The 26,271-nt window shown below is 41.2% G+C and carries 24 protein-coding genes; 7 read left to right on the forward strand and 17 right to left on the reverse strand.

Features of this window, described 5'->3' with window-relative positions; genetic code table 11:
- Window positions 1–41: 41 nt before the first annotated feature.
- Both IGI54_RS13040 and IGI54_RS13045 read left to right on the forward strand, forming a co-directional pair.
- Complete coding sequence (locus IGI54_RS13040) at window positions 42–1,679, forward strand: putative polysaccharide biosynthesis protein (protein WP_430621989.1); 1,638 nt, start codon at window positions 42–44, stop codon at window positions 1,677–1,679.
- A 71-nt stretch (window positions 1,680–1,750) separates the two neighbouring features.
- Window positions 1,751–2,182 carry a VOC family protein gene (locus IGI54_RS13045; RefSeq protein WP_313631258.1) on the forward strand — a complete coding sequence of 144 codons (432 nt, stop codon included), beginning with the start codon at window positions 1,751–1,753 and terminating at the stop codon, window positions 2,180–2,182.
- A 60-nt stretch (window positions 2,183–2,242) separates the two neighbouring features.
- Here IGI54_RS13045 and IGI54_RS13050 read toward each other — a convergent pair whose 3' ends face one another.
- The 9 genes from IGI54_RS13050 to serC form a co-directional block, all read right to left on the reverse strand.
- Window positions 2,243–3,592, reverse strand: coding sequence for a threonine/serine ThrE exporter family protein (locus IGI54_RS13050; protein WP_430621897.1), 1,350 nt, complete (start codon window positions 3,590–3,592; stop codon window positions 2,243–2,245).
- Window positions 3,593–3,750: 158 nt separating this feature from the next.
- Window positions 3,751–3,981 (reverse strand): hypothetical protein, encoded by a 231-nt coding sequence (locus tag IGI54_RS13055; protein WP_216430026.1) that lies wholly within the window; start codon window positions 3,979–3,981, stop codon window positions 3,751–3,753.
- 23 nt (window positions 3,982–4,004) lie between these two features.
- Entirely contained in the window at window positions 4,005–4,508 is a 504-nt protein-coding gene (locus tag IGI54_RS13060; RefSeq protein ID WP_430621898.1) for a prolyl-tRNA synthetase associated domain-containing protein, read from the reverse strand.
- A 21-nt stretch (window positions 4,509–4,529) separates the two neighbouring features.
- Window positions 4,530–5,006 (reverse strand): hypothetical protein, encoded by a 477-nt coding sequence (locus tag IGI54_RS13065; protein ID WP_430621899.1) that lies wholly within the window; start codon window positions 5,004–5,006, stop codon window positions 4,530–4,532.
- A gap of 89 nt (window positions 5,007–5,095) precedes the next feature.
- A complete protein-coding gene (locus tag IGI54_RS13070; RefSeq protein ID WP_313631261.1) occupies window positions 5,096–6,247 on the reverse strand; it encodes a trans-sulfuration enzyme family protein in 1,152 nt (383 codons plus the stop codon).
- A 118-nt stretch (window positions 6,248–6,365) separates the two neighbouring features.
- Entirely contained in the window at window positions 6,366–7,466 is a 1,101-nt protein-coding gene (locus tag IGI54_RS13075) for an SLC13 family permease (protein WP_430621900.1), read from the reverse strand.
- A gap of 82 nt (window positions 7,467–7,548) precedes the next feature.
- On the reverse strand, window positions 7,549–8,775 hold the full coding sequence (locus tag IGI54_RS13080; protein WP_430621901.1) for a DUF1015 domain-containing protein: 1,227 nt from the start codon (window positions 8,773–8,775) through the stop codon (window positions 7,549–7,551).
- Complete coding sequence (locus IGI54_RS13085) at window positions 8,775–9,962, reverse strand: 3-phosphoglycerate dehydrogenase family protein (RefSeq protein WP_430621902.1); 1,188 nt, start codon at window positions 9,960–9,962, stop codon at window positions 8,775–8,777. The genes IGI54_RS13080 and IGI54_RS13085 overlap by 1 nt, the downstream gene beginning before the upstream one ends.
- Window positions 9,963–11,045 carry a 3-phosphoserine/phosphohydroxythreonine transaminase gene (gene serC / locus IGI54_RS13090; protein ID WP_430621903.1) on the reverse strand — a complete coding sequence of 361 codons (1,083 nt, stop codon included), beginning with the start codon at window positions 11,043–11,045 and terminating at the stop codon, window positions 9,963–9,965.
- A gap of 286 nt (window positions 11,046–11,331) precedes the next feature.
- Between serC and IGI54_RS13095 the strand changes: the two genes are divergently transcribed.
- The 4 genes from IGI54_RS13095 to IGI54_RS13110 all read left to right on the forward strand — a co-directional run bounded on the left by IGI54_RS13095 (window position 11,332) and on the right by IGI54_RS13110 (window position 15,804).
- Window positions 11,332–11,631 carry a DUF2316 family protein gene (locus tag IGI54_RS13095; RefSeq protein ID WP_430621904.1) on the forward strand — a complete coding sequence of 100 codons (300 nt, stop codon included), beginning with the start codon at window positions 11,332–11,334 and terminating at the stop codon, window positions 11,629–11,631.
- A 321-nt stretch (window positions 11,632–11,952) separates the two neighbouring features.
- Complete coding sequence (locus IGI54_RS13100) at window positions 11,953–13,578, forward strand: malolactic enzyme (protein ID WP_430621905.1); 1,626 nt, start codon at window positions 11,953–11,955, stop codon at window positions 13,576–13,578.
- Window positions 13,579–13,695: 117 nt separating this feature from the next.
- Complete coding sequence (locus IGI54_RS13105; protein ID WP_430621906.1) at window positions 13,696–15,018, forward strand: 2-hydroxycarboxylate transporter family protein; 1,323 nt, start codon at window positions 13,696–13,698, stop codon at window positions 15,016–15,018.
- Between the two features lie 180 nt (window positions 15,019–15,198).
- The gene (locus IGI54_RS13110) at window positions 15,199–15,804 is read left to right on the forward strand and encodes a TMEM175 family protein (RefSeq protein ID WP_430621907.1); all 606 of its coding nucleotides are present in this window, start codon (window positions 15,199–15,201) and stop codon (window positions 15,802–15,804) included.
- 33 nt (window positions 15,805–15,837) lie between these two features.
- Here the strand turns inward: IGI54_RS13110 and IGI54_RS13115 are convergent, their stop codons facing one another.
- The 6 genes from IGI54_RS13115 to IGI54_RS13140 form a co-directional block, all read right to left on the reverse strand.
- Complete coding sequence (locus tag IGI54_RS13115; protein WP_430621908.1) at window positions 15,838–16,410, reverse strand: helix-turn-helix domain-containing protein; 573 nt, start codon at window positions 16,408–16,410, stop codon at window positions 15,838–15,840.
- Window positions 16,411–16,661: 251 nt separating this feature from the next.
- Window positions 16,662–18,149: a glutamate/gamma-aminobutyrate family transporter YjeM gene (gene yjeM / locus IGI54_RS13120; RefSeq protein ID WP_430621909.1), complete on the reverse strand. Its 1,488-nt coding sequence runs from the start codon at window positions 18,147–18,149 to the stop codon at window positions 16,662–16,664.
- Window positions 18,150–18,795: 646 nt separating this feature from the next.
- Complete coding sequence (locus IGI54_RS13125; protein WP_430621910.1) at window positions 18,796–20,391, reverse strand: ABC transporter; 1,596 nt, start codon at window positions 20,389–20,391, stop codon at window positions 18,796–18,798.
- A complete protein-coding gene (locus IGI54_RS13130; RefSeq protein WP_071861828.1) occupies window positions 20,384–21,142 on the reverse strand; it encodes an ABC transporter ATP-binding protein in 759 nt (252 codons plus the stop codon). Before IGI54_RS13130 ends, IGI54_RS13125 begins: the two co-directional genes overlap by 8 nt.
- Window positions 21,143–21,348: 206 nt before the next feature.
- On the reverse strand, window positions 21,349–22,200 hold the full coding sequence (locus IGI54_RS13135) for an AraC family transcriptional regulator (protein WP_430621911.1): 852 nt from the start codon (window positions 22,198–22,200) through the stop codon (window positions 21,349–21,351).
- A gap of 303 nt (window positions 22,201–22,503) precedes the next feature.
- Window positions 22,504–22,629, reverse strand: a complete 126-nt coding sequence (locus IGI54_RS13140) for a hypothetical protein (protein WP_276516260.1) — start codon at window positions 22,627–22,629, stop codon at window positions 22,504–22,506.
- 198 nt (window positions 22,630–22,827) lie between these two features.
- Here IGI54_RS13140 and IGI54_RS13145 point away from each other — a divergent pair, with 198 nt between their 5' ends.
- Window positions 22,828–24,261 carry a basic amino acid/polyamine antiporter gene (locus tag IGI54_RS13145; RefSeq protein ID WP_430621912.1) on the forward strand — a complete coding sequence of 478 codons (1,434 nt, stop codon included), beginning with the start codon at window positions 22,828–22,830 and terminating at the stop codon, window positions 24,259–24,261.
- Between the two features lie 35 nt (window positions 24,262–24,296).
- Here the strand turns inward: IGI54_RS13145 and menA (IGI54_RS13150) are convergent, their stop codons facing one another.
- Window positions 24,297–25,283: a 1,4-dihydroxy-2-naphthoate polyprenyltransferase gene (menA, locus tag IGI54_RS13150; RefSeq protein WP_430621913.1), complete on the reverse strand. Its 987-nt coding sequence runs from the start codon at window positions 25,281–25,283 to the stop codon at window positions 24,297–24,299.
- Window positions 25,284–25,319: 36 nt separating this feature from the next.
- A complete protein-coding gene (menA, locus tag IGI54_RS13155) occupies window positions 25,320–26,270 on the reverse strand; it encodes a 1,4-dihydroxy-2-naphthoate polyprenyltransferase (protein WP_071862547.1) in 951 nt (316 codons plus the stop codon).
- Between the last annotated feature and the right edge of the window lies 1 nt (window position 26,271).

A 26,271-nucleotide genomic window follows, 5' to 3' on the forward strand; every position in this document is an offset into this window, starting at 1 on the left:
TCAAACCGACCAAAGAAAATATGGAACAACCAGAAAAACAAATGGAGGAAGTCTCTGCGCCTGTTAAAAAGCAAGCGACTGCCCAAGAAAAAATGGTCCAAAGTACCGCTTGGCTAACTGTGGGGAATATCTTCTCGCGCTTACTAGGTGCCGTATATGTGATCCCCTGGTACATGTGGATGCAGCCTCACGGAGAAGCAGCCAACTATCTTTATACCAAGGGCTACAATGTTTACGCGTTGTTTCTAATGATCTCCACCGCGGGAATCCCAGCGGCGGTAGCGAAGCAGACGGCCCGTTACAATTCCATGAATGAATATGGTCTTAGTAAAAAACTTTTATTTTATACCTTGCGGCTGATGACGATTGGCGGCGTGATTTGTGCGGGCATTATGTTCGTTGGCGCCCCCTTCCTGTCACAAGGAAATCCGGATCTCGTTCCGGTGATGCGTTCATTAAGCGTCGTCCTTTTGATTTTCCCTGCGATGAGTGTGATTCGCGGCTTCTTCCAAGGAAACAGCAATATGAAGCCATATGCCATTTCACAGATCATCGAGCAGATCGCTCGCGTATGTTATATGCTGGTCTCGGCTTATATCATTATGAAGATCAATAACGGCAGCTACAAAACCGCCGTCGTTCATTCCACCTTTGCGGCCTTTATTGGGGTAGCTTTCGCTATGGGTGTACTGATGTTCTCCTTATTAAAAGAACGTACCGCCTTTCGTCAGTTGGTTAAGGAAAGCAGTAATCAAATCAGCTTCTCTGGCCGCCAACTTGTAATGCAAATGATTGCGCAAGCCATTCCATTTATTATTGTCGGCAGCGGGATCAGTATTTTCAAATTAATCGATCAATACTCCTTTGAAAAAATTATGACGATCGTCACGAATTATTCTGCCGCCAAAAATGCGGATCTTTTCGCGTTGATCTCAGCCAATCCGGATAAATTGACGATGGTCGTTATTGCGTTAGGAACCGCGATGGCTACTGCTGGACTACCTTTGATCACCGAACGCTTCACGAAAAAAGATCAAGCCGGCTTGGCTAATTTAGTCACAAATAATTTTCAATTGCTATTCTTTGTGATGATGCCAGCTACCGTGGGTATGATCGTCCTAGCTTATCCTTTAAACACCTTGTTCTATCGTCCAAATCCATTGGGGGCGCAATTATTGGCAGCTTCCTGTGTTGTTGGTATCATGATGGGCCTCTTCATGGTCTGCTCAACGATGCTACAAGGATTAGACGGCAATATGCAAGCCGTTGGTTTTCTAGGAATCGGGATCGGGGTAAAAGTCGTTACCCAATTCCCGCTGATTTTCTTATTCAAAGCCTATGGCCCTTTGATCGCAACCTTTGTAGGTCTCTTAGTTGCAAATATGTTCTTATTAGACCGGATTCATGTCTTGTCTCGCTTCCCATTCCGAACAACGATCGAATCTTTCGCAAAAATCACTGGCATGTCACTAGTAATGGGTGTGGTTGCCGTGATTGTGAAGTTTGGCTGTGAATTGGTCTTGAGTCCCGATTCTAAAATCCAATCAATGATTATTATTTTGATCGTGGCAGCCTGCGGCGGTTTGGCGTATATTGTGCTGGCTTTGAAAACGCGCATGGCCGACAAATTACTCGGCCCTCGTGTTGATGGTATCCGCAGAAGACTGCATATCCGTTAATTGAATGATGTTATCAGGCACACAAAAGTTTGTGTGCCTAATTTATAATTTCAAAAAAAGGAGGCGCTTTTATGAAGTATCCGATCCATCACGTTCAAGTGACTGTGCCTGATGTTGAAAAGGCCGAAGCCTTTTATGATCAGTTGTTTGAACTATTAGGCTATGATATTAGCCAAAAATTTAAAGGCTATCTGGAACATGCCGATATGCAAGTCATCGAGTATTTAGGTGAAAACTTTGATTTCGGAATCTGTTCTCCCAAAAAAGAATATTTACAGGAGCAAGTAGATACCAGAAAACCTGGAGCTTTACAGCATCTTGCTTTTTTTGCGGAAAGTCGTGCAGCTGTTGATACTTTTTATCAGGGGCTAAAGCAGACTGAAGCGAAGATCTTACATGATGAGCCGCGAGAATACAAAGAAAAAATTGCCCCTCATTACTATGCGGTCTTTTTTGAATCCCCGGACGGGCTTCGCTTCGAAGTATTTCATTACCCAGAATAGTAAAACAGCTCGCCAATCTATCAGTTTAGAATGACGAGCTTTTATTCTCTCAAATCGTCTTTACGTGCAGTAGCGAAATTCTTTGTCCGTGATCATGCGAGCGATCGTTAATCCTAACGGTAAACATAATAGAATCAGCAACGCTTTCGTTGCCCAAGTCGCGCCTTGTCCAATCTGATAATCGCTCATATAATAGACCGCCGTATAAATATAGAAACCCGGCACCATGATCACGATCGAAGGTACCGTTAGAGCAATCCGCGGATAATGCTCTTCCTTATTGAAAAAAGTTGCGCAAAGACCTGCGACGATCGCTGCCACTAACGCTGCGGTAGCTATCGGAAAATTGAATACATCGATCAACTCCAACCGCAGTGTATTGGATACCGCTCCAATCAATCCAGCAGTGGCCGCCATTTTGTGCGGGCTGTTAAATAAAATTGAAAAACCATAGACGCCGCAAAAACTGGCGATGATCCGTAAAACGAACAACAGTAGCGGCGAAAGATCCTGTGGCACGAAGGGCTGAGGCTGCAAATTTAAAACTAGCGCTGCTACCCAATCACTAAGAGTCGCGATGGCAAGGATCAAAATAGAATAGGCCAGTCGTTCAATTCCCGAGCGCATGTATAGTTTAGCCAAGTCCAAGCAGCTGGTGATAAAGGGAAAGCCCTGCACAATAAAGAGCATCGCCCCGATATAGCCTGCTTGATGGCTCATCTTGATAGGCAAAAAATAAGCCAGCCCATAAAAACTAATCCCATAAAACAAGCATGCCGTGAAGACACTGACAATGATCCAAGCCGTCAACGTTAATTGTTTATCCAGCATTTTCTTCCGGAAAAATTGTCCGATGAAGGCTCCAATAAAAGTGCAAAAAAGTTCAATGATTCCGCCACCTAATAAAAAAATAAAAGCACCGCAAGCTACACCGGACGCCAAACAACTGACTAATGTGGAATGTAACCCCTTTTTTGCTTGAATCGCATCCAACTGATGATGAATCTCCTTGGCGTTTTCATTTAAATAATCGGCCTTAAAACGATCGACTAGTCGTTCCAAATCCGCCAACCGGTTCGTATTGACCCCTACGTTGGGGATCGAAAGAATCCGCGTCAAGCTTTCATTTCCCTGGTAGCAAGTATATTCAAGCGAGCGAATCCCCAGACTGACACTGCAAATCACATCAAGATTACGAGCAACCCGATTCATGGCTTCGCGAATCCGCCACGCCCCAGTTCCACAAGCCAGAAACATAATCCCAATTCGGCCGATGATTGCCGACTTGGTAGGCAGATCCGTCAGTAAGATCGGCACATCCTCCATTGGAATAAAATTTTCTTCGTACAAAGACATCGTGTGCTGAAAATTATGCTTTCCAGCTTCATGCGGCTGATTCGTTGAATTCATTCTGCCTCCTTCACGTCATTTCAGATCAACAACGTTTTTATACTTATTAATCTATTATCGCAAATTTTGAGAACCTTGAAAACTATTACCTCGATTTTCAAAAAAGCTTCACGAACGCCCTCAGATTTTGAGTGTTTTCGTGAAGCCTTTTTGATTTATTATAAGTGAAGAATGCCATAAATAATCAGTGCCAGACCTATTAATACATTCAAGCTAAAGCCAAATTTATTTTTCATATTGAGGTTATTCCCAAAATTACCGGCTTTCGCCACTAAAATTCTTTTATCGGCTGAAAAATAGAAGCCGTGGCTTTTTTTATTTTCAATTAAGGCCGGAACTGTCATCAGCGGCCAAACTAAAAGCAGACCACCAAAAATAATCAAAAACATCGAATTCCCTCTTCCATTAAGGATTAAGCCTTGGCTTGCTCTGGCAATACCAAATAGACTGGCTGGATCCCAAGCTTGGTTAAATAACGTTGAAAATCAGTAAAGGCCAGCACTAAAGTGGCCGTGTTGACATTGGGATGAAAGCCGATCTTGGCCGTTTGATCAATCGCCAGATCAATCACTAAAGTAATTTGCCGCTCCCTATCGTGAGGCAAGGCTAACGGCGTGACAGCTCCAGGGGTCAATCCCAGTAAACCAAAGAGCCGCTCCGCCGAAGCAAAGGATAAATGACTCTCACCGAGGATTTTTGCCAGAGCTTTTATATCCAACCGTTTCTCGCTAGGACAAATAATAAAATAATTTTGCTTGCTCTTCTTTCCCCGCATCAGCAAATTTTTGACCTCAGTCCCATCGATAGAAAAATCAATCTCCGCTACCGTATAAACGGCTTGATGCTCCACTCGTTCATAGGGAATTTGCCACTCTGATAACAGCTGATACACTTCTGTGTCGGTCGCTTTCGCCATTTCACTCCTCCTTGTCATTTCCTATTGATTCGAAAACTCCTTGATTAGCTTACGCCACGTGATGATGGTTTTGTTCACATGATTCGAGACTTCTAACTCTAGCTTTTTAGAATCCGTAACCTCTTGTTCCATAAATCGCTGAAGTTGAGCGATATTGTCTAACAATAGCGTTTGCGCTTTTTGATTCTCTCTAGCCTGCTCTGTAACCAAACTGTCCGCTTCGGCTTGCAGCTGCTGCAAAACAAAAGGGGTCGTTTCTTTGAAATAGGGATAGCCATATTGATTTAGATGCTGCTTATAGCTTTGTAAGATCGCCAATGACTGTTCAAAAACCGTCAACACATCTGTTGTTGGTTCCGGTGCTTTGATTGGTTCTGATTTTTCAGCGACCGTGGCATGTTTTTTTCGTTTCATTCCCCACCGTGTGATAAAAAAAGTGATCAAACAGGCGACCACGATTGTAATCAACACTTCGGGGCGTAATAGATTTTGGCTCATCTGGTTTTCCCCTCTTCAAAAAGATGCTTCCATTATAACCGAAAAAAACAAGAGCATGGAGAAAAATTCCACACTCTCGCTTCTTTTTATTAAAAAAGTGGCTTCAATTTACCTAAAGCCTGCTCCAAATCCGCCAGTAAATCTTCCGTGTCCTCGATTCCTACCGATAAACGTAACAGACCCTCAGTCACCCCTTGCTTTTCTCGTTCCTCTTTGGGTACACAAGCATGACTCATGGTAACTGGATAAGATAAAATCGATTCTACTCCCCCTAGGCTAACGGCGGCGATTGGTAGCTCTAAGGCTTCCGCAAAGCTGTAAACAGCCGCTTGATCGGCTAATTCAAAAGATAAGACTGCTCCGCCGGAAGTTGCTTGCTTTTGCTGAATCCTATAGCCAGGATGGCTTGCTAGTCCCGGATAATGAACTTTTTTGACCGCGGGATGATCTTCTAATAGCTGACTAATTTTTTCAGCACTACGGGCACTTTGTTCCATTCGCAATCCCATCGTCTTCATGCCCCGCATCGTCAGCCAGCAATCTTCAACTCCTAAGATGCCACCAAGAACCTTTTGCTGCAACTTGATCTGCTGACCCCATTTTTCATCATTAGTGACCACCAGACCTGCGACGACATCACTATGACCGTTGATAAACTTCGTAGCGCTGTGGATCACGACATCGACGCCTAAAGCCAACGGTTTTTGAAATTGCGGTGTCATAAAGGTATTGTCGATCATCGTCACCAATTGATGGGCTTTGGCTAAGGCAACCACACGTTGAATATCGGTGACTTGTAGCAATGGATTTGAAGGCGTTTCAAGATAGAGGCCTCGGGTGTTCGGCCGAATCGCTTTTTCCCAGGCCGTCAGATCCGTTTCATCCACAAAGGTGACTTCGATCCCAAAACGCTTCATCACTTCATTCACCAGCTGAAAAGTCCCGCCGTAGATGCTTTTACACATGACTAAATGATCGCCTTGATTAAAACTTAATAGCACCGCTGAGATCGCACTCATCCCTGAAGCAAAGGCGATTCCATAACGACCGCCTTCCATTGTCGCCACCGCTTGCTCTAATGCACTACGAGTCGGATTACCGAAGCGGGAATAGGTGTAGTCCTGCCCCTCCTTGATAGACGTTTGCTTGAAGGTGGAGCATTGATAAAGCGGTATCGAAGACGCCCCTGTCACTTCATCAAAGACATTGTACCCATGAATTAATTTTGTATTATCTCGCATCGTAAATCCCTCCTGTCATTTCTACAATGCAAGCTTAGCATTAAATAAAGCGGTTTCAGCATTTTTGCAAAAATTCCCATAAGAAACTTAGCGCTCTTTCAGGAATTCTTGGTGATTTCTAATGTATGAAAAAGAAAAAGATGCCGCCTAAGATCACTAATAAGCCAAAATTGACAAGGCTAAAGAGACTCAAAAAACGTTTTGTTTCATCGGGATAAAAGGAATGGAAAAGATTATAGCCGATTAAATTGGCTAAAGAGGCTAAGAGTGTTCCTAGTCCACCGATATTAACCCCTAAAATGACCGCCTGCTGATAATCGGTAAAAGGCGCGATCAAAAACGCCGCCGGGACATTGGAGATCACTTGACTCATTCCGATACTTGTTAGATAAACTTGCTTACTCGATAATGCATGCAGATTTTCTCGAATGAAATCCGCTTCACCGATATTTCCGACAATAATAAAGAAACAGACGAAGGTCGCCAATAAACCATAGTCCACTCGTCTAAATAAACTCCGGCGATAAAAGAAAACAACTAAGGCTACCAAAGGCACCGTCCATTGATAAGGAAAGAGGTTTAAAACGACTAAGATCATGATAGCCATTAAAGCTGCCAGTAAAAAACTTTCGTTCCGCGCAAAAGTCGCTTGTTTGAATTCGATCTCCTCCAATGAGTCCTTCGCTACCAATAAAGTCAACAGCCATAAAGCGATGACACTCACCACTAGGAACAAACCCATCCATAAGAGAAATTGACTAAAAGCCACGTGATAATAATCGTAAAGATATAAATTTTGTGGATTGCCAAAGGGAAAAAAGCTGCTGCCAAGATTTGCCGCAACAATAATCAAGACACTCCCAAGCAAACGTCCTTTAAACTTCGGCAACAGATTCAAGATCTTTAGATAGATCGGCAGCAAGGTCAAGATCGCTACGTCATTGGTCAAAAACATTGATCCGATCAACGACAGAAGTACCATTAACTGAACCAAACGTCGGCTGTCCTGCGAGTGATGCAATAATTTCTGTGCCACAAACCGTAAAAGTCCGACTTGTTCAAACCCTTGAATCAAGAGCATTAGCCCAAACAATGTCAGGATCACTTTATAATCAATGTCCCCCGCTGAAAAGCGTCCCACCAGACAGCTGATGATCGCCAAAAACAACGAGATACTCAATAATTTATTGGCTTGTATAAAATCCAAGACTCTTCTCATCTGTCTCGCCTCCACTTTTAGCATACCCTATGAAGGAAAATTCTGGCAAAAAAAAGCTCCCGATAGGCATCGGGAACTTCTGTTATTTGGTTTCTAAATCATGTAAGAACAAGCCGCTTAATAATTTGGGCTCGAACCAAGTTGATTTTGGTGGCATGATTTGTTTCGCGTCGGCCACCGCCAATAGATCCTTCATCTGCGTCGGATACATGGAAAAAGCTAATTTGAAGTCCCCTGAATCGACTAGTTTTTCCAATTCTGCTGTCCCACGAATTCCGCCAATAAAATCGATTCGTTTATCAGTACGAATGTCTTGAATATCAAAAATGGTTTCGAAAACATGCTTTTGCAGCAAAGCCACATCTAATTTTTCTACCGGATCATTTGGGATTTTGTCCGCCTTAATCGTCAAGGTATACCAAGCCTCGCCATCGTACAGCTGACAGTCACCGGCCTGTTTCGGTTTTTTGACGCCTGATTTCGTCACGGAATAATTTTCCTTTAATTGTTCCATGAAATCAGCTGGCGGAGCGACCTTCAAGACCCGATTGTATTCCCAGATCGCCAATTCGTCTTCTGGAAAAATAATCGACAAGAATTGCTCTGTCTCAGGATTCTGCTCACCATTTTCGCGTTTTTCAAGTCCGATTTTCACCGCCGATTCTGTCCGATGATGGCCATCGGCGATATAAAGCGCCTCAACTTCGGTAAATAATTTCGTCAACTTCTCAATCGTGTCACCTTGATCAATTACCCAAACGCGATGCGTCACCTCATGATAACTGGTGAAATCATAAACCGGCTGATGCTCCTGCTGCCAAGCTTTAATGATTTGTTGGATCTCAGTCTTTGGTCGATAGCTTAAAAAAATCGGGCTAGTATTGGCATCACAAGTCCGGATGTGATTCATTCGATCGATTTCTTTTTCATGACGAGTAAACTCATGCTTTTTGATTTTTTCGTCAATGTAATCTTCAATCGACGTACAAGCGACAATCCCGGTTTGGCTGCGCCCATTCATGACTAATTCATAAAGGTAGAAATAATTTTGCTCTTCCTTAAAGAGCCAGCCGACTTTTAAAAAGGCTGCTAAATTATCAGCGGCTTTTTGATAAACCTTTTCATCATAGGGGGAAATATCCTCAGGCAGATCGATCTCAGCTTTATCGATATGAAAGTAACTATAAGGATTTCCCGCCGCAAGTTCTTTCGCTTCTTGCGAATTTACGACATCGTAAGGCAAAGCCGCCACTTGCGTAGCTAACGCTGAAGTGGGACGAATCCCTTTAAATGGATGAACTTGAACCATTAAAATTCACTCTCCTCATCCCGTTTAATCGCTCGAACTCGGACAATCCCTTCGTTTTGGGCCAATTTTTCTGTGATCGCCGTGATTTTTTGTGGATCTGTCTCTGACACATCGACTAGTGTATAGGCGTAATCGTCTTTTCCGCGATTCACCATATTATCGATATTCACATCTAACGAAGCAATGTCAGAAGCAATCGAGCCTAGCATATTCGGCACATTTTTATTAATGATGGTAATTCGATAAGGAGAATCAAAGGCCATCTCGACATTAGGAAAATTGACTGAACGTTTAATGACCCCGGTTTCTAAAAACCGTTTCAATCCACGAGCCGCCATCTTCGCGCAATTTACTTCCGCTTCTTCGGTTGATGCGCCTAAGTGCGGCAAGACCGTGATCTTCTCATTATGCAACAATTTTTCATCGGCGAAATCAGTCGTAAACCCGCCAATCCGTTCTTCATTCACCGCTTTGACCACGGCCTCAGTATCGACGATCTCACCGCGAGCAAAGTTCATCAAGTGAGCGGTATTTTTCATTAAGACCAATTCATCCGGTCCAATCAAATGTTTCGTTTGATCAGTCAACGGCACATGAACCGTGATAAAATCACAATTCGTCAGCACTTCTTTAATATCTGTCGCCCGTCTTACCCGCCGAGAAATGCTCCAAGCCGTATCTACTGAGACATAAGGATCGTAGCCGGTAACTTCCATGCCTAAGCGATAGGCGTCATTCGCTACCATTGCGCCAATCGAACCAAGTCCGATAACGCCTAATTTTTTCCCTTCAAGCTCGGTTCCGGCAAATTGGTTCTTTTGTGCTTCGGCTTGCTCCTCGACATCGCTGCCTGATAACGTTTGGACCCATTCGATTCCTTGAACCATTGGCCGCACCGCAATCAATAGGCTGGCCACTACCAGCTCCTTAACTGCATTGGCATTCGCTCCCGGTGTATTGAAAACAACGATTCCCTGCTCCGTGCATTTTTTTACTGGAATATTATTGGTACCTGCTCCGGCCCGTGCGACAGCTACGACTGATTCTGGAAATTGATATTCATGAAGCTTCTGACTGCGTAAAATAATCCCATCCGGTTCTTCACTTTCATTGATGCGATAATTCTCTTGATCAAAACGCGCCATCCCTTCAGGAGCGATCGCGTTGAATGTTTTTATCTGAAACATTTAATTCCCTCCATTTTCTTGTTCAAATTTTTCCATGAACGCAATCAGTGCTTCTACGCCTTCTAATGGAAAGGCGTTATAAAGACTGGCTCGCATGCCGCCAACTGAGCGATGGCCTTTTAAGTTTTCAAAACCTTCTGCTAATGCCGCTTGATTAAAGGCTTTATCCAAAGCTTCATCACCAGTAACAAAGGGAATATTTGTTAATGAACGACTAGCTTTTTCTACTGGACTTTTGAACAAGTTTGATTTTTCGATGGCGTCATATAGTAATTGTGCTTTTTCCCGGTCTTTTGCGGTGATTCCGGCTACCCCGCCTTGCTCTTTGACCCATTCAAAAACCAATTTTGCGATATAAATCGCATAAGTTGGCGGTGTATTATAAAGGGAATTGTTTTTCGCCTGCAACGCGTAATCCAACATTGGAGCAAAAACTGCCTCTTGATTGAGAAGATCTTCACGAACGATTGCGACCGTTAATCCCGCGGGACCGATGTTTTTCTGCGCGCCGGCGTAAATCACACCGAAATCTTCTACTTTATAGTCATTGGCTAAGATATTTGATGACATGTCTGCCACCACCGGTACGTCTCCAAAGGAAGGAATCTTGGCATACGCCGTTCCCTCGATCGTATTATTGGTTGTAATATGCACATAGGCCGCCTTTTGATCCACGGTTGCGGGCAGCTCAGGGATAGAAGTAAAATTCTGTTCTTCGCTAGAGGCGATCACTTCAACTTCAATATTTTCTAAGGCTTTGGCGGCACTGATCGCTTTTTTCGACCATGAGCCGGTATTGACGTACAACGCTTTTTTCCCTTGCGCTAAATTCAAAGGAACCATTGAAAACTGTAAGCTGGCTCCGCCTTGTAAAAATAAAACTTTATAATTATCTGGAATCGCCATTAATTCTCGTAATAAACTTTCGGCGTCTTGAATGATCGCTTCAAATAAGGAGGAACGATGACTCAGCTCCATCACCGACATGCCGCTGCCCTTATAATCAAGCATTTCGGACTGTGCGATCTCCAGCACTGGTTTTGGCAGGACTGCAGGCCCCGCAGAAAAATTGTAAATCGTCATACATATTCGCTCCTTTTCGATTTGATAAAACAAGTAACATCTTTCAGATGTGATGCCAATTATAACAGAAGTATTTAAATGATAAAAGGCTAATTTTAAACTAATTTACTTTTCATTTCATTTTATCTGAAAAAGTTTCAGTTTGATTTGCAAAAAACACTTCGCAATTTTATCCTAAAAAAAATTTTTTAAAGACAACCTTTTGTTTGACAGTCGAATTTTAAAAGTGTATGCTGTCGATAGTTGAAAGTACAACTATTTATTTTTAAAGAAAGAAGCGAATGTTATGTCATTAAATCAACAACAAACGATCAATACAAAAAACGAATTCCAAGAAAATTTTGAACGCAGCGGCTTGAGTCTCGAACAAATCGCCGCCGACTTGAATACGACACCAGCTGTGATCGCCGATACTTTAGCATTGAATGTCTCCCGAATCGAAGATCCATGGGTCTTAAAAAATTATTTAGAAGACGCCCTTCAACAACAAGGCATTGCCAGCGTCCCTTTCACCGCTTTAGTTGGTGATTACCATCGCCACTGGTTTTTGAACAGTCGTCGGATCGATAAGAAAAAAATCGGTTAATCACTAAAGTGTGTTCTTTAAAGAGATAATAATGATTGATATAAACGATTCCCTTCCCTGCCTTTTGATTATCAGAACAAACTAAAAAATACCGAAGATCTCTTAACGGATCTTCGGTATTTTTTGCTTACTACTATATTGAGTCAAAAAGCTTAATCCTTTGAATAAAATCGGGAACGAATCTTCTTCACTTGTTTTACGGCATTTTTCGATTGAAACCTCCTGTCATATAAGCAGAATTTATCATAACTAACGTTTTTGACTATACCTTCGTTCCTTCATTATACTTCCCTAGCACTTAAAATTTAGGAGGATTTATTTATGCTTACAGGTTTAAACCTATTGAACAACCCATTCTTAAATAAAGGGACTGCGTTCACTAAAGAAGAACGCGCGAAATACGGAATCACAGGTATGCTACCAAGCACTGTACAAACACTTGAACAACAAGCCGTTCAAGCGTACGGACAATACTTAAGCAAACCATCTGATTTAGAAAAACGTATTTTCTTAATGAACATCTTTAATACAAATCGGACCTTATTTTTCAAATTGATGGGCCAACATTTAGTTGAATTCATGCCAATCGTTTATGATCCAGTCGTAGCAGATTCAATCGAACAATATAATGAAATTTTCGTTGAGCCACAAGACGCTGCTTTCCTTTCAATTGATGACCAAGCAAGCATTAAAGAGAGCTTGAAAAACGCTGCAGCTGGTCGCGACATTCGTTTGATTGTTGTAACTGATGCTGAAGGAATTCTTGGTATGGGCGACTGGGGTGTCAACGGTGTCGATATCGCAATCGGAAAATTAATGGTTTATACTGCCGCTGCTGGTATCAATCCTGCTCAAGTTCTGCCTGTTTCAATCGATGCTGGTACAAACAACGAAGAATTATTGAACAACCCGCTTTACTTAGGAAATCGCCACGCCCGTGTCGAAGGCAATACTTACTATGAATTTATCGATGAATTCGTTGAGTCAGCTACCGATTTATTCCCTGAATTGTTATTACACTGGGAAGACTTTGGCCGCGGTAACGCTGCAAATATCCTTGAAAAATATCAAGATAAGATCACTACCTTCAATGATGATATCCAAGGCACAGGGATTGTTGTGCTTGCTGGTGTCTTAGGCGGGTTAAATATCTCTGGCGAAGCGTTGAAAGATCAAAGAATTCTTACTTTCGGTGCTGGTACTGCTGGCGTCGGTATTGCGAATATTCTATTAAAAGAAATGGTCCGCCAAGGAACACCTGAAGAAGAAGCACGTAAACACTTCTACCAAGTCGACAAACAAGGTTTATTATTTGAAGACACTGAAGGCTTGACACCTGGCCAAATTCCATTTGCTAGAAAACGAGCTGAATTTACCAACAACACTGAGTTAACCAACTTAGAAGCTGTTGTAAAAGAAATCCAACCAACGATCATGATTGGTACTTCTACTCAACCAGGTGCGTTCTCAGAAACAATCGTCAAAGAAATGGCTACTCATACAACTCGTCCAATTATTATGCCTTTATCAAATCCAACAAAATTAGCTGAAGCAACGGCTGAAGACTTAATTAAATGGACGGATGGCAAAGCATTAATCGGAACGGGTATCCCAGCTGACGATGTTGAATACAAGGGTGTGACTTATCAAATTGGACAAGCAAACAATGCTTTGATGTACCCAGGCTTAGGCTTAGGGTTGATTGCTTCAACATCAACTCGAGTAAACGATGAAATCATCTCTCAAGCGAGTCGCGCACTAGGCGGAATCGTTGATGTCACAAAACCAGGTGCATCGATCTTACCTCCAGTCGCAAAAATCACTGAGTTTTCTCAAATCATTGCGGAAACTGTCGTGAAATCTGTCATGGATCAAAAATTGAACCGTGAAGACATTACTGATGTAAAAGCTGCTGTTGAAGCAGCCAAATGGCTTCCAGAATACTAAAAAGAATTATTTAGTCAAAATGAAAGCAATAAAACGCTCTTAAAAGAAGGAGTAGAACATTCTACTCCCTCTTTTTATGGCATTCATCCCTGTTTTATCAAAGAAAGGACGTCTCCAATGGCACAAAAAGAACCCTCAACTGCTACACCAGTTGAAGAAAAAAAGACCGGTTTTTGGTCAACCAAAATTACCGGCGTTAGCTTACCAATTTATTTGATTATGGTAGTTGTATTAATCATCGCAATCGCCTTGAAAAAATTACCGACGAATATGATCGGCCCAATCGCTATTTTAGTTATTTTCGGAAATTTATTCCACTTCGTCGGTAATAAAATTCCAATCGTCAAAAGTTATTTAGGTGGTGGCTCTGTTTTTGCGATCTTTGCTTCTGCAGCAATCGCAACATTTGGCATCTTACCTGATTATGTCGTTGAATCAACAAAGAATTTCGTAACCAATATGGGCTTCTTAGACTTTTATATTGCCGCTCTGATTACTGGTAGTATTCTAGGTATGAACCGCAAGCTACTAATGAAAGCTTCAGTTCGTTTTATTCCCGTGGCACTAATTTCTATGATTGTTTCTTTCTTCGCTGTCGGACTTGTCGGTATGTTGATCGGTAATGGCTTTGCCAATTCTGTTCTTTATATCTCATTACCTGCTATGGCTGGTGGTGTCGGTGCCGGCGCTGTGCCCCTATCAACCATTTATGCGCATGTTTTAGGAACAGACGCTTCTTCGATTATTTCCCGCTTGATTCCAGCAACCGCTATGACCAATGTTTTAGCAATCATCGGTGCCGCTTTAGTTGCTCGTGCAGGACAATCATTCCCTAAGATTAACGGTAACGGAAAATTAATGGAAAAAGGCGATCTTGGTGACGGTAAGCCTCGCGAAGTCAAACCAGATATTTTCCAATTAGGCGTGGGTATGATGGTGGCCTTGACCTTCTTCATCCTAGGTCAAATCTGTAATTTCTTTGTACCTAAAATCCACGCGTATGCCTTCATGATCATTATCGTGGTAATTTGTAAAATCACCAATGTATTACCTGAATATTATGAAGATGCAGCGATCATGTTCAATAATTTAATCGTTAAAAACTTAACAGCCGCTGTCTTAGCTGGTATCGGTATTGCCTTATTGAACTTAAATGTCTTAGCCTCTGCTTTGACATGGCAATTTGTCGTTTTATGTTTAACAAGTGTGATCGTTATCTCACTTGTTTCTGGCTTCGTCGGTCGCCTATTTGGCTTGTATCCGATCGAATCAACCATCACTGCCGGCTTATGTAACAACTCAATGGGCGGCACTGGGAATGTAGCTGTATTGTCTGCGGCAAATCGGATGGAATTGATTGCTTTTGCGCAAATGGGTAACCGTTTAGGCGGAGCCATCGTCTTAATCATTTCTGGTTTCCTGATGCAGTTATTCTCCTAAAAACTTTACTCTTGTTCCCTCCTTCTAAAAAAGCTTGTACGTGATCATTTTACGACTACGTACAAGCTTTTTTTCTGATCTGATCCAGTCAAAAGTACTATCAGTTGCTTGAAATTTATTATCATGCTAAAACTAAGCGTAAAAGTAACTCTCTTGAAACACTAGAAAGGATTATTCATTATGAATAAAGGCAGAGTTGAAGCATTTTCTGATGCGATCGTAGCGATTATTATGACCATCATGATCTTAGAATTTAAAACCCCTGAAGATTTTCATTGGCAAGCTATTTTAGAAAATTTGACCTATTTATTCGCCTATGCCGTCAGTTTCTTTTTTATCGCGGTGGCTTGGTACAATCATCATTATATGTTCAGCCTAACGAAACGTGTAACAAAGCGGATTTACTGGGTCAATAATATTTGGCTCTTTACAATGGCCTTGATTCCCGTCGCCACCGCCTGGGCTGGAAAATTTATGTCCAATCGCGGGCCAGAATACTTTTATCTTTTCATCTTTACCCTTTGGAACGTTGCCTATCTTTGGCTTAGCAAAAGCTTTGAACAGTTACACCAAGAAAAACACCCCATTATCAGTCAAAAAATTCGGAAGATGGGACCTAATCAATATATGAGCAGCCTCTATTTTCCTCTAACCGTGATCATTATCGGATTTGGGATCTATTTCTATCCTCCCATCAGTCTAATCGCAACCTTGATCGAACTGATCATTATGGCTTTTTGGACTAATGATGATAGTGATAAAATTTTTGATGAAACGATCGAATGAATGCTCCGCTCCTGATAAGACAGGAGCGGTTTTTTATAGCATTCCGCTGAACCACAAACTTAACAGCACAATTGCTACCACAACTATTGTAAAAATACTAACCGTTAATGTTTTAATCAAAATGTCTTTTTTAAAACTGCGTTCCTTTCGAATTTCGCTCACATCTTTGTCTTCCATATAAGCAACGATTTCTTTATAGGTTTTAACATCGTTGTCTTTTTTGATTTTCTCGATTTTGAAGGCTGCCCACATACAAATCAGCCACAAAATAAACGGAATCCATAACCCTTTGTTCCCCAAAATCTTCCATGCTGGTCCAAATACGACTGCCGCTGCACCAATCGTTCCCACCATGATCCAACTGTACTTATTCATTTCATCATTTCCAATTAATTTTTTCATTGTTTCCACGTCTCCTTTGACAAGTTCATCTAAAGTCACGTCAAAAAGAACACTCAGCAATAACAGATTATGGATATCAGGATAGCTTCGTTCATTCTCCCAATTAGAGATCGTTTGGCGAGAAACGTAGATTTTTTCAGCTAGCTCTTCTTGAGAAAATCCCGCCGTTTCTCTCAATCGTTTGATCTGTTTGCTTAAATTCATTTTATCCGCTCCTTTAGCCTTACTTTAGACTTTGCTAAACAGGATCACTAGCAAAGCTCTTTATCATCGGCTGTTTTCCCCTTGTCAAAAGTCTTTATCACACAGAAAACCTTCTATTAGTAGTCTTTCAGCATGATTGATGAATATTATTTGGTAATGTTCATCAATTAGTGTATCAGAAAATACTCGAGCGCATAGCCAGAACCGACAAAAAAACCTCAGCAATATTCGCTGAGGTTTTAATCGAAAAATTATTCGGCTTTTGAACGACGTACGTAGTTTTGATAAAGAATGATACCTACAATCGTAAACCCTACTGGTCCTGCGATCATCCAAAGAGTATCGCGCATTCCAGCACCTTCGATGATTGGTTGGAAGATCGTAAAGACATTCGCGCCCAATACTAATAAGAAGACAACAACACTAATAGCAAGTGTTATACCATGAGATTTGTAAACTTCAAATGGACGTTCCAAGCCCTCTTTTTTCTTGAATTTAGGGAACGCATAGATCAAGAACAAGTAAGGTAATGTCATTGATACGTTCGCCATCAACGTCAAGATATTGTAGAAAGCAGATGGGTCTGGTGTTGCAAATGAAGCGATCAAAATAATCGCAACAACGATCGCACATTGTGCCCACATTGCATAACTTGGCATGCCGTTTTCATTCAACTCAGTGAATTTCTTCGGCCATAATTTTTTCGGTGTACCCATAATCAACGTCTTCAATGGTGAATAGGTCAATGTAAAGAAGGCACCACTGTATGCTAAGAACATACCTAGACCAGTATAACGAGCAAACCAGTTACCCATACTGATAGCGGCTGCTTGGCTAAGACCGATGCCTTTACCAAACTCAATTCCTAAGTTATTCATCATAACATAAGAAATATTCCCTAAGTTAGTTGTATCGCCTGATAAAACGTCTTGCCAGTTTGTGCTGACACCCCATAGAAAGATTCCTAGAGCGTAACCAACCGAAATAATCAGAGCAGAAAGAACAACCGCTTTAGGGAATGTTTTTTCTGGGTTACGAGTTTTATCGACCATCCCACCAACAGCTTCCAAACCACCGTAAGCAAAGATCGCGAATACCGCGAAACCTAACAAACCGATTGGACTTTGGTAACTTGGATTTGGTGAGTGTAAGATATGGTCAAACGGTTGTGCTAAATGCCCGCCATTTGTCACCAAAATAATTCCTGAAATCACAATTAAGACAACGTTCAAGCTAGTAACGGCTAAGCCGCCTAAGCTTGTAATTTTGACGATCCCTTTGACCCCTTTGATTGAGATTAAAGTAACAACGATCATCCATACACAGGCTAATAACCCTACCATTTGAGTTGAGTTAAGACCGAACATGTGTAATTTTTGCGTTTGGTCACTTCCGGCAAAAGTTGTTGTAAATGGGATCCAAACCTTTGAAGATGTTGATACCATCCATACAACATAAGAAGCAAACCACATGAACGTTCCGATAAACGCGAAACGCGGTCCTACGCTGACTTCCAACCATTTATACATTCCACTGTTTTCACCTTTAATGGTAGAACCAAATTCTGCCATCATCAACGCGAAAGGAATGAAAAATAGAATCGCAGCCACAACGTAAAAGACGATTGAGCCATACCCCATCAAGTAAAAGGCTACCGGACCATTGGCAAACCCAAATACTGAGGTAAAGATCATCATGACCAGAGCGCCAAGCGTCATACCTTTTTCTGCTTTGGACATTAAAACCACTCCTATTCAATTATAATCTGGGAACTGCCGTAAAAATAAATTCAAAAAATTATCGCTAGTTATTAATTGAGCAAGAATATTTCAACAGTTAAAAATTCCCAAAGCTAACTTTACAATGAAAAAAGACAAAGCGCAAGAAAGCATAATTCACTAAAATTTCTAAACAACTTAAAAGTTTATTGGTGTCATTCAAGCAAAAAAGCTTTTCTCTAAAATAATAAAATAACAAAAAATCAAGTTTTTTAAATAAATATTTTTTATTTGTTTTTTTATCTTTTTTTCAACAATTGATTAAGCACTGTTATACCACTAAAATGCTAAGTTAAAAATAAGCTGAAATCGATGTCATTGTAGCCCTTGATTTTTATTTCAAATTAAAAAAAGACAAGAAAAATAGCTAGTTTCTTGTTTTAAAATACTGCTAAAATTAAAAAGAATGATCAAAACATTTTTTATCACTAGAAAGATGATAAAATGATTTGAAATATTTTAACGTATCACCATTTAAAACACATTTTCTAACAATCAAATTGCTTAGTTGAATTTAATTTTTATAATCAGTCAAATTTTATCAATCAAACCTCTAGAACAGAACATAAAAAAGGAACTCCTGTTAGGAATTCCTTTTAAAATAGTATTAATGGCCTAGCTTTTTCCAAAAATTATTATGATTGATCCACAACCAAGCCCCGGACAGAATAGCTAACCAAAGCATGACGCCACCGTTTAGCAAAACGGGATTCAATTCCATTAAAACCCCAACTACATACAAAGCAATTAAGATCGCCCCGATTAAGAAAGTCCCAAACAGCCATAGCATCAATCCGTAGTTGCCTACGCCGCGAGTAAAGAGCTGACTGACATTAGTCCAAGTCACATTTAACAAGCGATAGTCGCGACTGAAAAAATACAGCGACATGAGATAAGTCCCCCACAGCGTTCCGACAACGAAAGTGACTAGCAAGAAGAGCGGCAAATGAATAATAAGACCGATTATTATGCTTATGCCGCCAGCAAGTGCCATTTGGATCTTACACCCTACCCAAAATTTTTGACGTAAATATTTTCTTAATGATAAAGGTAGTGATTGAATAAAGGAAAAGTTCTCACGATCCAGTGAAATCAAATTACTGACAAAAGACGTTTGATTCAACATGACGCAAGCAAAAACAATTCCACTAACGAAGAACACTCCACCAAATTTCAGAGACAGTGTTCGAAGGTCTACCGGATTCGTCGTCACCATCGTCGCCAACAGAATGATCGGCATAATCAAAGATGAGGTCAAGACTTGCATGATCAAATTGGGATTTTTCAACAATTGAACATTATAGCTGCCTAATTGTTTTTTTAACGATCGATTCTCTTTCCGTTTACGTTTCGTTGCGACAGTATGAGAGCCCTCATCGCTGAATTGTTCGTATAAGCTTGGTACCACAAAGCCTCGCAATGCCAATAACAGCAGACCAGTCACCAACAATAAAGCCGCTAGTGGCAAGAGCCCCCCCACCGAAAACAAGTCATGCATGACATGGTAAAAAGGAAGAAAAATGGCGAAAGGATGACGATCGACTACGTTGGCTGATTGATCGACGGAATTTTGCGAAAAATTGATCGCTAACACGCCTCCAACAGAAACGACCATTGAAAAGCCCAGCATCAAGCTAGTAAATAATTTTTTATGCAGACGAAACAACTTGGTTTTAGTCATGCCAAACACAATCAAACTACAAAAACTAAACAGCAAAATAAAAAAGATCAAAAATAGCAAAATCGCCGCAATCACTGCGATTGGGATGAATTGACCGCTTCTAAAGGCGGTCAAAAAGAACAGAATCAACAATGGCAATAAAAAGGGAACGATGGTCATGCCCACCGCCAAAAATTTAGCGATAAAGACTTCGCCTTGTTTAATCGGTAATGCCAAATAATCTTGCAAGTCTTTACTTTCAAAGAAGACATTGAAGATCGCCGATAAAGATTGAGAGAAACCAATCAATGCAAACAGCGCCATATAATAGGTAAAGAACCCTGGCAGTTGCGAAAAATCGATCATCACCATCGTGGCACCATAGACAAAAAGAAAAATTAAACCAGACAGCACATATTGTTGCAGAATACTGCGAATCACTTTTTTGCCTTTGTGGCCTTTTTTCCGAATTTGATTGGTTGCAGAAGGATTGACATACAGCATATTCACTGCGATCAGACGCTTGATGATTCCACTATTCATGGGCGTCCCCCTCGATTTCTGCAACTAAATCTTCATCCGCTTTACGCCCAGCCATTTTCAAATAAACACTTTCTAAAGATTCATTAGGGTAATCCTGCAATAGATTTTCCACTGAACCATTATAAATCAACTCGCCTTGCTTCAAGATTGCCAATTCATCGCAAAGCTGTTGCGCCGTATCTAAAACGTGTGTTGAAAAAATGACGGTCTTCCCTTTTTCAGCATGCCCTTTGATCATTTGTTTCAAATCAAATGCCGCTTGAGGGTCTAATCCTTGTAAGGGTTCATCCAAAATCCAAATATCTGGGTCCGGCAGCAACGCTCCGATAATAATCGTTTTTTGTCGCATCCCATGAGAAAAACTTTCTAACGTCTCGTCTTCATGCCCTACTAAATCAAATAAACTGATCAGCTCTAGTCGCCGGCGCTCTTCTCCCTTTAACTCATAGGCCGCTTCGATTAAATCCCAATATTCATTGGCAGTTAATTGTAAAAACATATCCGGCGAATCCGGCACATAAGCGATTTTCCGCTTAATCGCCAGACGATCTTCCTTCAAGTTTTTCCCATCAAATAAAATCTCACCTTTTGTAGGTTCAATGATACTGACTAGGCTTTTGATCGTCGTTGATTTGCCCGCGCCATTGTGACCCAAAAAACCAAAAATCTCGCCTTCTTTGATCGTTAAATTTAAATTATCCAACGCTTTTTTCTCACCATAACTTTTTGTCACTTGTTTTAATTCAATCATACCTCTCACACCCCGCTTCTCTTGTACTTACTTCAATACTATACGAGAAAAAGGCTAGCCTGACAAGGAGCTACAACAGAGCTGGCGCTATTTAGCAGATTTGAATTTCATGACGCAGTTGATTAAACTAACCGGTTTCATCGTTACCTAGACCTTTATTGTTAAACGAAAAAAGCTGCCTGGATTATCCAGACAACTTTTCAGGCTTATTTAACCCGTACGGGAAACCAAATTTGAAAATGGGCATCTTCTGGATTCGCGTCTAAATACAGTTCAATATCCGGCAGTTCCGCATACTCAAATCCTGAAGTTGGCAGCCATTCCGTAAAGATCTGTGTCTGCATCTCTTGAATCGCTCCCGGCATCGGGCCGCTGCCAGAAAAGATCGCCCACTTCGCTGCTGGAACTTCGTATTGTTTAAAACCTGCAGGTATTTGGTCACTAGCTACACCAATGACATACTCCCAATTCTCTTGAATTTTCGAGGTCATCATGCTGATTCCCATGACACCAGTATTCGCTTGATCCATGATAGGAAATAATTTTTGCAATTCCCCGCTCGTGCTGACTTTGTTCCAAAATTCCGGGATCATCTTTTTATATTTTTCCATATCTTGATCCAACTCGATCCCCACACCCGCTACTTTGAAGGCTTCTTTTTCAACTAATTGATATTCCATTGCATGCACTCCCTTTACCGTAATTTTGAAGGTCAACATGGGATAGCTGGTTAATTTTACGCCAGCTTGCTTTGCTTCCTGTGGTGTAATGCCGTGAATTTCTTTAAATACCCGATTAAAAGATGTAGGGGAATCGTACCCATATTTTAGGGCGACATCAATCACTTTTTTACCTTTTTGCAAATCCACCCCTGCCAAACTCATTCGACGGCGGCGAATATAACCCGCAAAAGTCACCCCTGCAATATAAGAAAACATCCGCTGATAATGATAGCTGGAACATTGAGCCAGTCGCGCTGCTTCCTCTAGCTCAATTACTCCGTCTAAATTCTCCTCCACATAATCAATACTGTCATTAAAATGATCCAGCCAATCCATTCATCTTCCTCCTATAACTACTATAGTTGAGCCACTTCACAAAAACCTCTCAAAACCTGCCCTTTATTGCGAGCAAACACTCCATCAGTAAAAGCATACCTGGAAAAAGCCCGGCAATGCAAGCAGAAATAAAAGCCTATTCTAAAAAGCTCGGCGTAAAATAATTATAGTTATTTTAAAAATAATTTAGCTTTACTGATCGGCACTCAATCAGCATTTAATTATACACAGTAGTTATTTAAATTGGTCTACTCAAACAATTTTTAGTCAAAAAAAAAGACACTCACAAAGGAGCATCTCTTCTCAGAATAATTTTCCAGTTCTAATGGCATAAATAGTTAAGGAAATTAGAATGAACAACGCCAACATTTCTAATAGAAAGTCGGTGGTCTTTACTTCGTTTTTCGAAGCGTCCTTCTCTCGTTTCATTGCTCTATTTGGCCCTCCTTATTTCAACAAAATAAGGATAACAAAGCATTGGTATAGGCAAGTAAAAAAGACTATTGAATTTAATTAGAATCTGATGGCAAACCTTTCATTCAATTTCGTTTTAGTTTCATCCCTTCATAATGGCTATTTTTAAGTAAATATGCTTGAATAAAAGAAGTGTTTTTTAGGAGGAAGATTATGGAACAAAATCAAACGTCTGGCAACCACACCAAAGAAGTGAGTTTGCTGGGCTTAAGTATGATTGTTATTGGATCGATGTTAGGAGGCGGCGTATTCAATCTGCCTAGCAGTATCTCGCAATCCGCTGGCGTTATTGCTTCCCTGTTTGCCTGGGTCATTACTGGTGTCGGTGTTTTCTTTATCGCGAAGGTCTTTCAAACCCTTTCCAATGAAGAACCGGAGATCATCGGCGGAATTTATTATTATGCGAAGGACGGCTTCGGCGATTACGTCGGTTTTAATTCTGCCTGGGGCTACTGGCTCAGCAATATTATCGGTAATGTTTCCTTCGTGATTCTATTTTTAGATGCCTTGAGTAAATTCATTCCTACTATCGGCGGTTCTGGTGGACAAATCGGGCTTTTCTTAGGAACGTTTATGATCTGGGGCGTGGTCTTTTTAGTGGCTCGCGGGATTCGCACCGCCAGTATTTTAAACACGGTGGCGACTGCCGCCAAAGTAGTCCCGATTGCTCTGGCGATTTTGCTATTATTCATCCATTTTAAGTATCATATTTTTTCAATGGACGTTTTTGCCAAAAATGTACTTAGCGGCGGAAACCATCTTGGCAGTGTTCCGACACAAATTCGTCACGCGATGTTGCAAACGATGTGGGTTTTTGTCGGAATCGAAGGCGCTGTCGTTTTATCCGGTCGAGCAAAACGGGCAAAAGATGTTGGTCGGGCGACCTTGATTGGTTATTCAACGACGCTAGCAATTTATGTGTTGATCGTCATGTTAAGCTTCGGTACCTTGCCACAAGAACAATTAGCGGCCTTACCAAGTCCTTCGCTTAGCGGTGTACTTCGCGCTTCGACAGGCGTTTGGGCGGCTCGTATGATTGATATCGGAGTCATTATCTCCGTCTTAGGCGCATGGATTTCTTGGACAATTTTAGCGGCGGAAATTTCTTTTGACGCGGCACAAGACAAAATGTTCCCGGCTTTCTTAGGGAAAGCCAATAAACAAAATGCCCCGATTAATGCCTTGATTTTAAACGGCGTGATCATGCAAATCGTCTTTCTAATTTCTCGCTGGGCAATGGACGCCTTTCAAGCAGTGACCGATACGGCGACTACGATGGTGCTGGTTCCTTATATTTTATCGGCGGCCTTTTTATGGAAAGTCGCCAGCAAGAAACAACATGTTGGTCAAAAGTGGTTGGCTTTGGGGGGAATTATTTATGGCATCTATATGCTCTATTCCTCTGGCGGCTTGAATTTACTCTATTGTGTCGGCATCTATGCATTAGGCTTTGTCTTTTGGCTATGGAACAGTCATACTTACAAGCGCCCTGTTTTTGCGACAAAGCGGGACAAAGGATTATTTATAATCGTTACTCTTTTAGGTATCATAAGTTTGATCGTACTAGCCATTCAACTACACAAATAAAAAAGGTTGGTGAGTAAAAACTCACCAACCTTTTTTTAGACTTTTTGCAGAATCAACGTTGCTAACAGTCCCAACGCGTATAAGCTATTAAACACGATCAAGTTTTCTACTGCCATTGGAAATGTTTTGCTTTTGATCTGTTCTTTCGTAAAGATTTTTGTTTGTCCATGAACCTTCACCAGACTGATAAACGCCAATAAAATCGGCCATTGATAAATGCCCGCGAGCCAGCCAATCAAAATAACGAGATACGGGGCGTACGCCAACAAATTAAACAAACGTAGACTCCACTGACGACCGATATAAAAAGGCAATGTATAACGATGGTTTTCAACGTCTTGCTCCAAATCACTTATATTGTTTGCCAGCATGATATTGGCAATGGTCATCACCAGTGGCAAAGCCGCCCACACCAAGGCCAGAATAATTATTGGGTTTCCTGTCAGCGCGAAATGTTTGAAATCCAGCTCCATATAAAAAAGTCGTTGATCATAGGTATTAATATAAGTCGTGATGGCAAAGATACCTAAGCCCTCGGTCACACCACTGAAAATCTCCCCCAAAGGCATCCGCGACAAAGGAATCGGACCGTATGTGTAAAAAACACCCACAAAACAACATGCCAAACCCATTAATAGCAATAACCAGCCCGTTTGAATCGCTAAGGTGAAGCCGACGATCGCCGCAAAACCAATCAAGCCCAAAATTAATCGTTGGATCGTCTTCTCTGACAAATTTTCCCGTCCGATGACGTTCTCTTCGTATTTGTATTTTTCTGAATGAGCTTTTAAAAAATCCATATAATTATTGATCGCGGTAATCGCCAAATCAAATGCCAACAATCCGAAAAAGAAAAAAATCGTTTTTCCTGGATGGAATGAATGAAAATAGGCATTCGTAAATAAAACGGCAATCACAAAGGGAAAGACTCCCGCCATTTTTGTGCGAATCTGAACAAGTTCAAAGAAATGCTCTTTCGTCATTCGGTTGAATTCAGGCTTCAAGTTCTTACTATTTTCCATGTGTAACTCCTCTTCTTAATCCTTCACCTTTCAACTTTAGCTTAGCGCTTGCCAAAGCAGCGTCACTAACAGCCCTAACCCGTAACAGCTATTGAAAGCGACGAGGTTTTTAATAGACATCGCAAAAGTTTGACTTTTGATTTGTTTTTTCGTGAAAGCTTTGGTTTGCGGATAAACTTTTAAAAGACTGACGAACGTCAATAGGATTGGCCATTGATAAATCCCTGCGATCCAACCGACAATAATCGCCACATAAGAACAATACATCAATAAATTAAATAAAATCACACCGTTTTTGCGACCAAGATAAAACGGCAAGGTGTACCTATGGTTCTCAATGTCTTGTTCCAAATCAGAAAGATTGTTGGCCAACATGATGTTCGCGATCGTAGCGATCAACGGCAAAGATGCCCAAATCACAGCTAAAGCAGCGGTGGTACTGCCGGTTAAGGCAAAGTGCTTTAGATCCAGCTCTAAGAAAAAAAGCTTTTGATCGAAGGTGTTCAAATAGATCGTAATCGCAAAGATGCCCAAACCCATTGTTACACCGCTGAATAATTCCCCTAGCGGCATCCGCGATAGCGGAATCGGTCCATACGTGTAAAAGACCCCGATGAAACAACAAGCACAACCCATGACTAATAAAAGCCAACCGGTTTGGATCGCCAGCGTAATGCCGACGATCGCCGCAAACCCAATCAAGCCGAAAATAATCGCCACGACGGTCTGCTCCGATAGCTGATCTTTGCCAATCACGTTTTCTTGATACTTATATGTTTCAGAGTGGGCCTTGCGAAAATCCATATAATTATTGATCGCGGTCGTCGCCATATCAAACGCGACCATTCCCAAGAAGAAAAAGAGGGTTTTTCCTAAATGAAAGGAATGGAAGTAAGTATTGGTGAACAACACCGCAATCAGAAATGGAAACAAGCTCGCTAATTTCGTACGGATCTCTACTAAGTCAAAAAAACTTTTTAAGGTCATT

This window comes from Enterococcus sp. DIV0800, assembly GCF_050559735.1.
Classification (GTDB): Bacteria; Bacillota; Bacilli; order Lactobacillales; family Enterococcaceae; genus Enterococcus_A; species Enterococcus_A devriesei.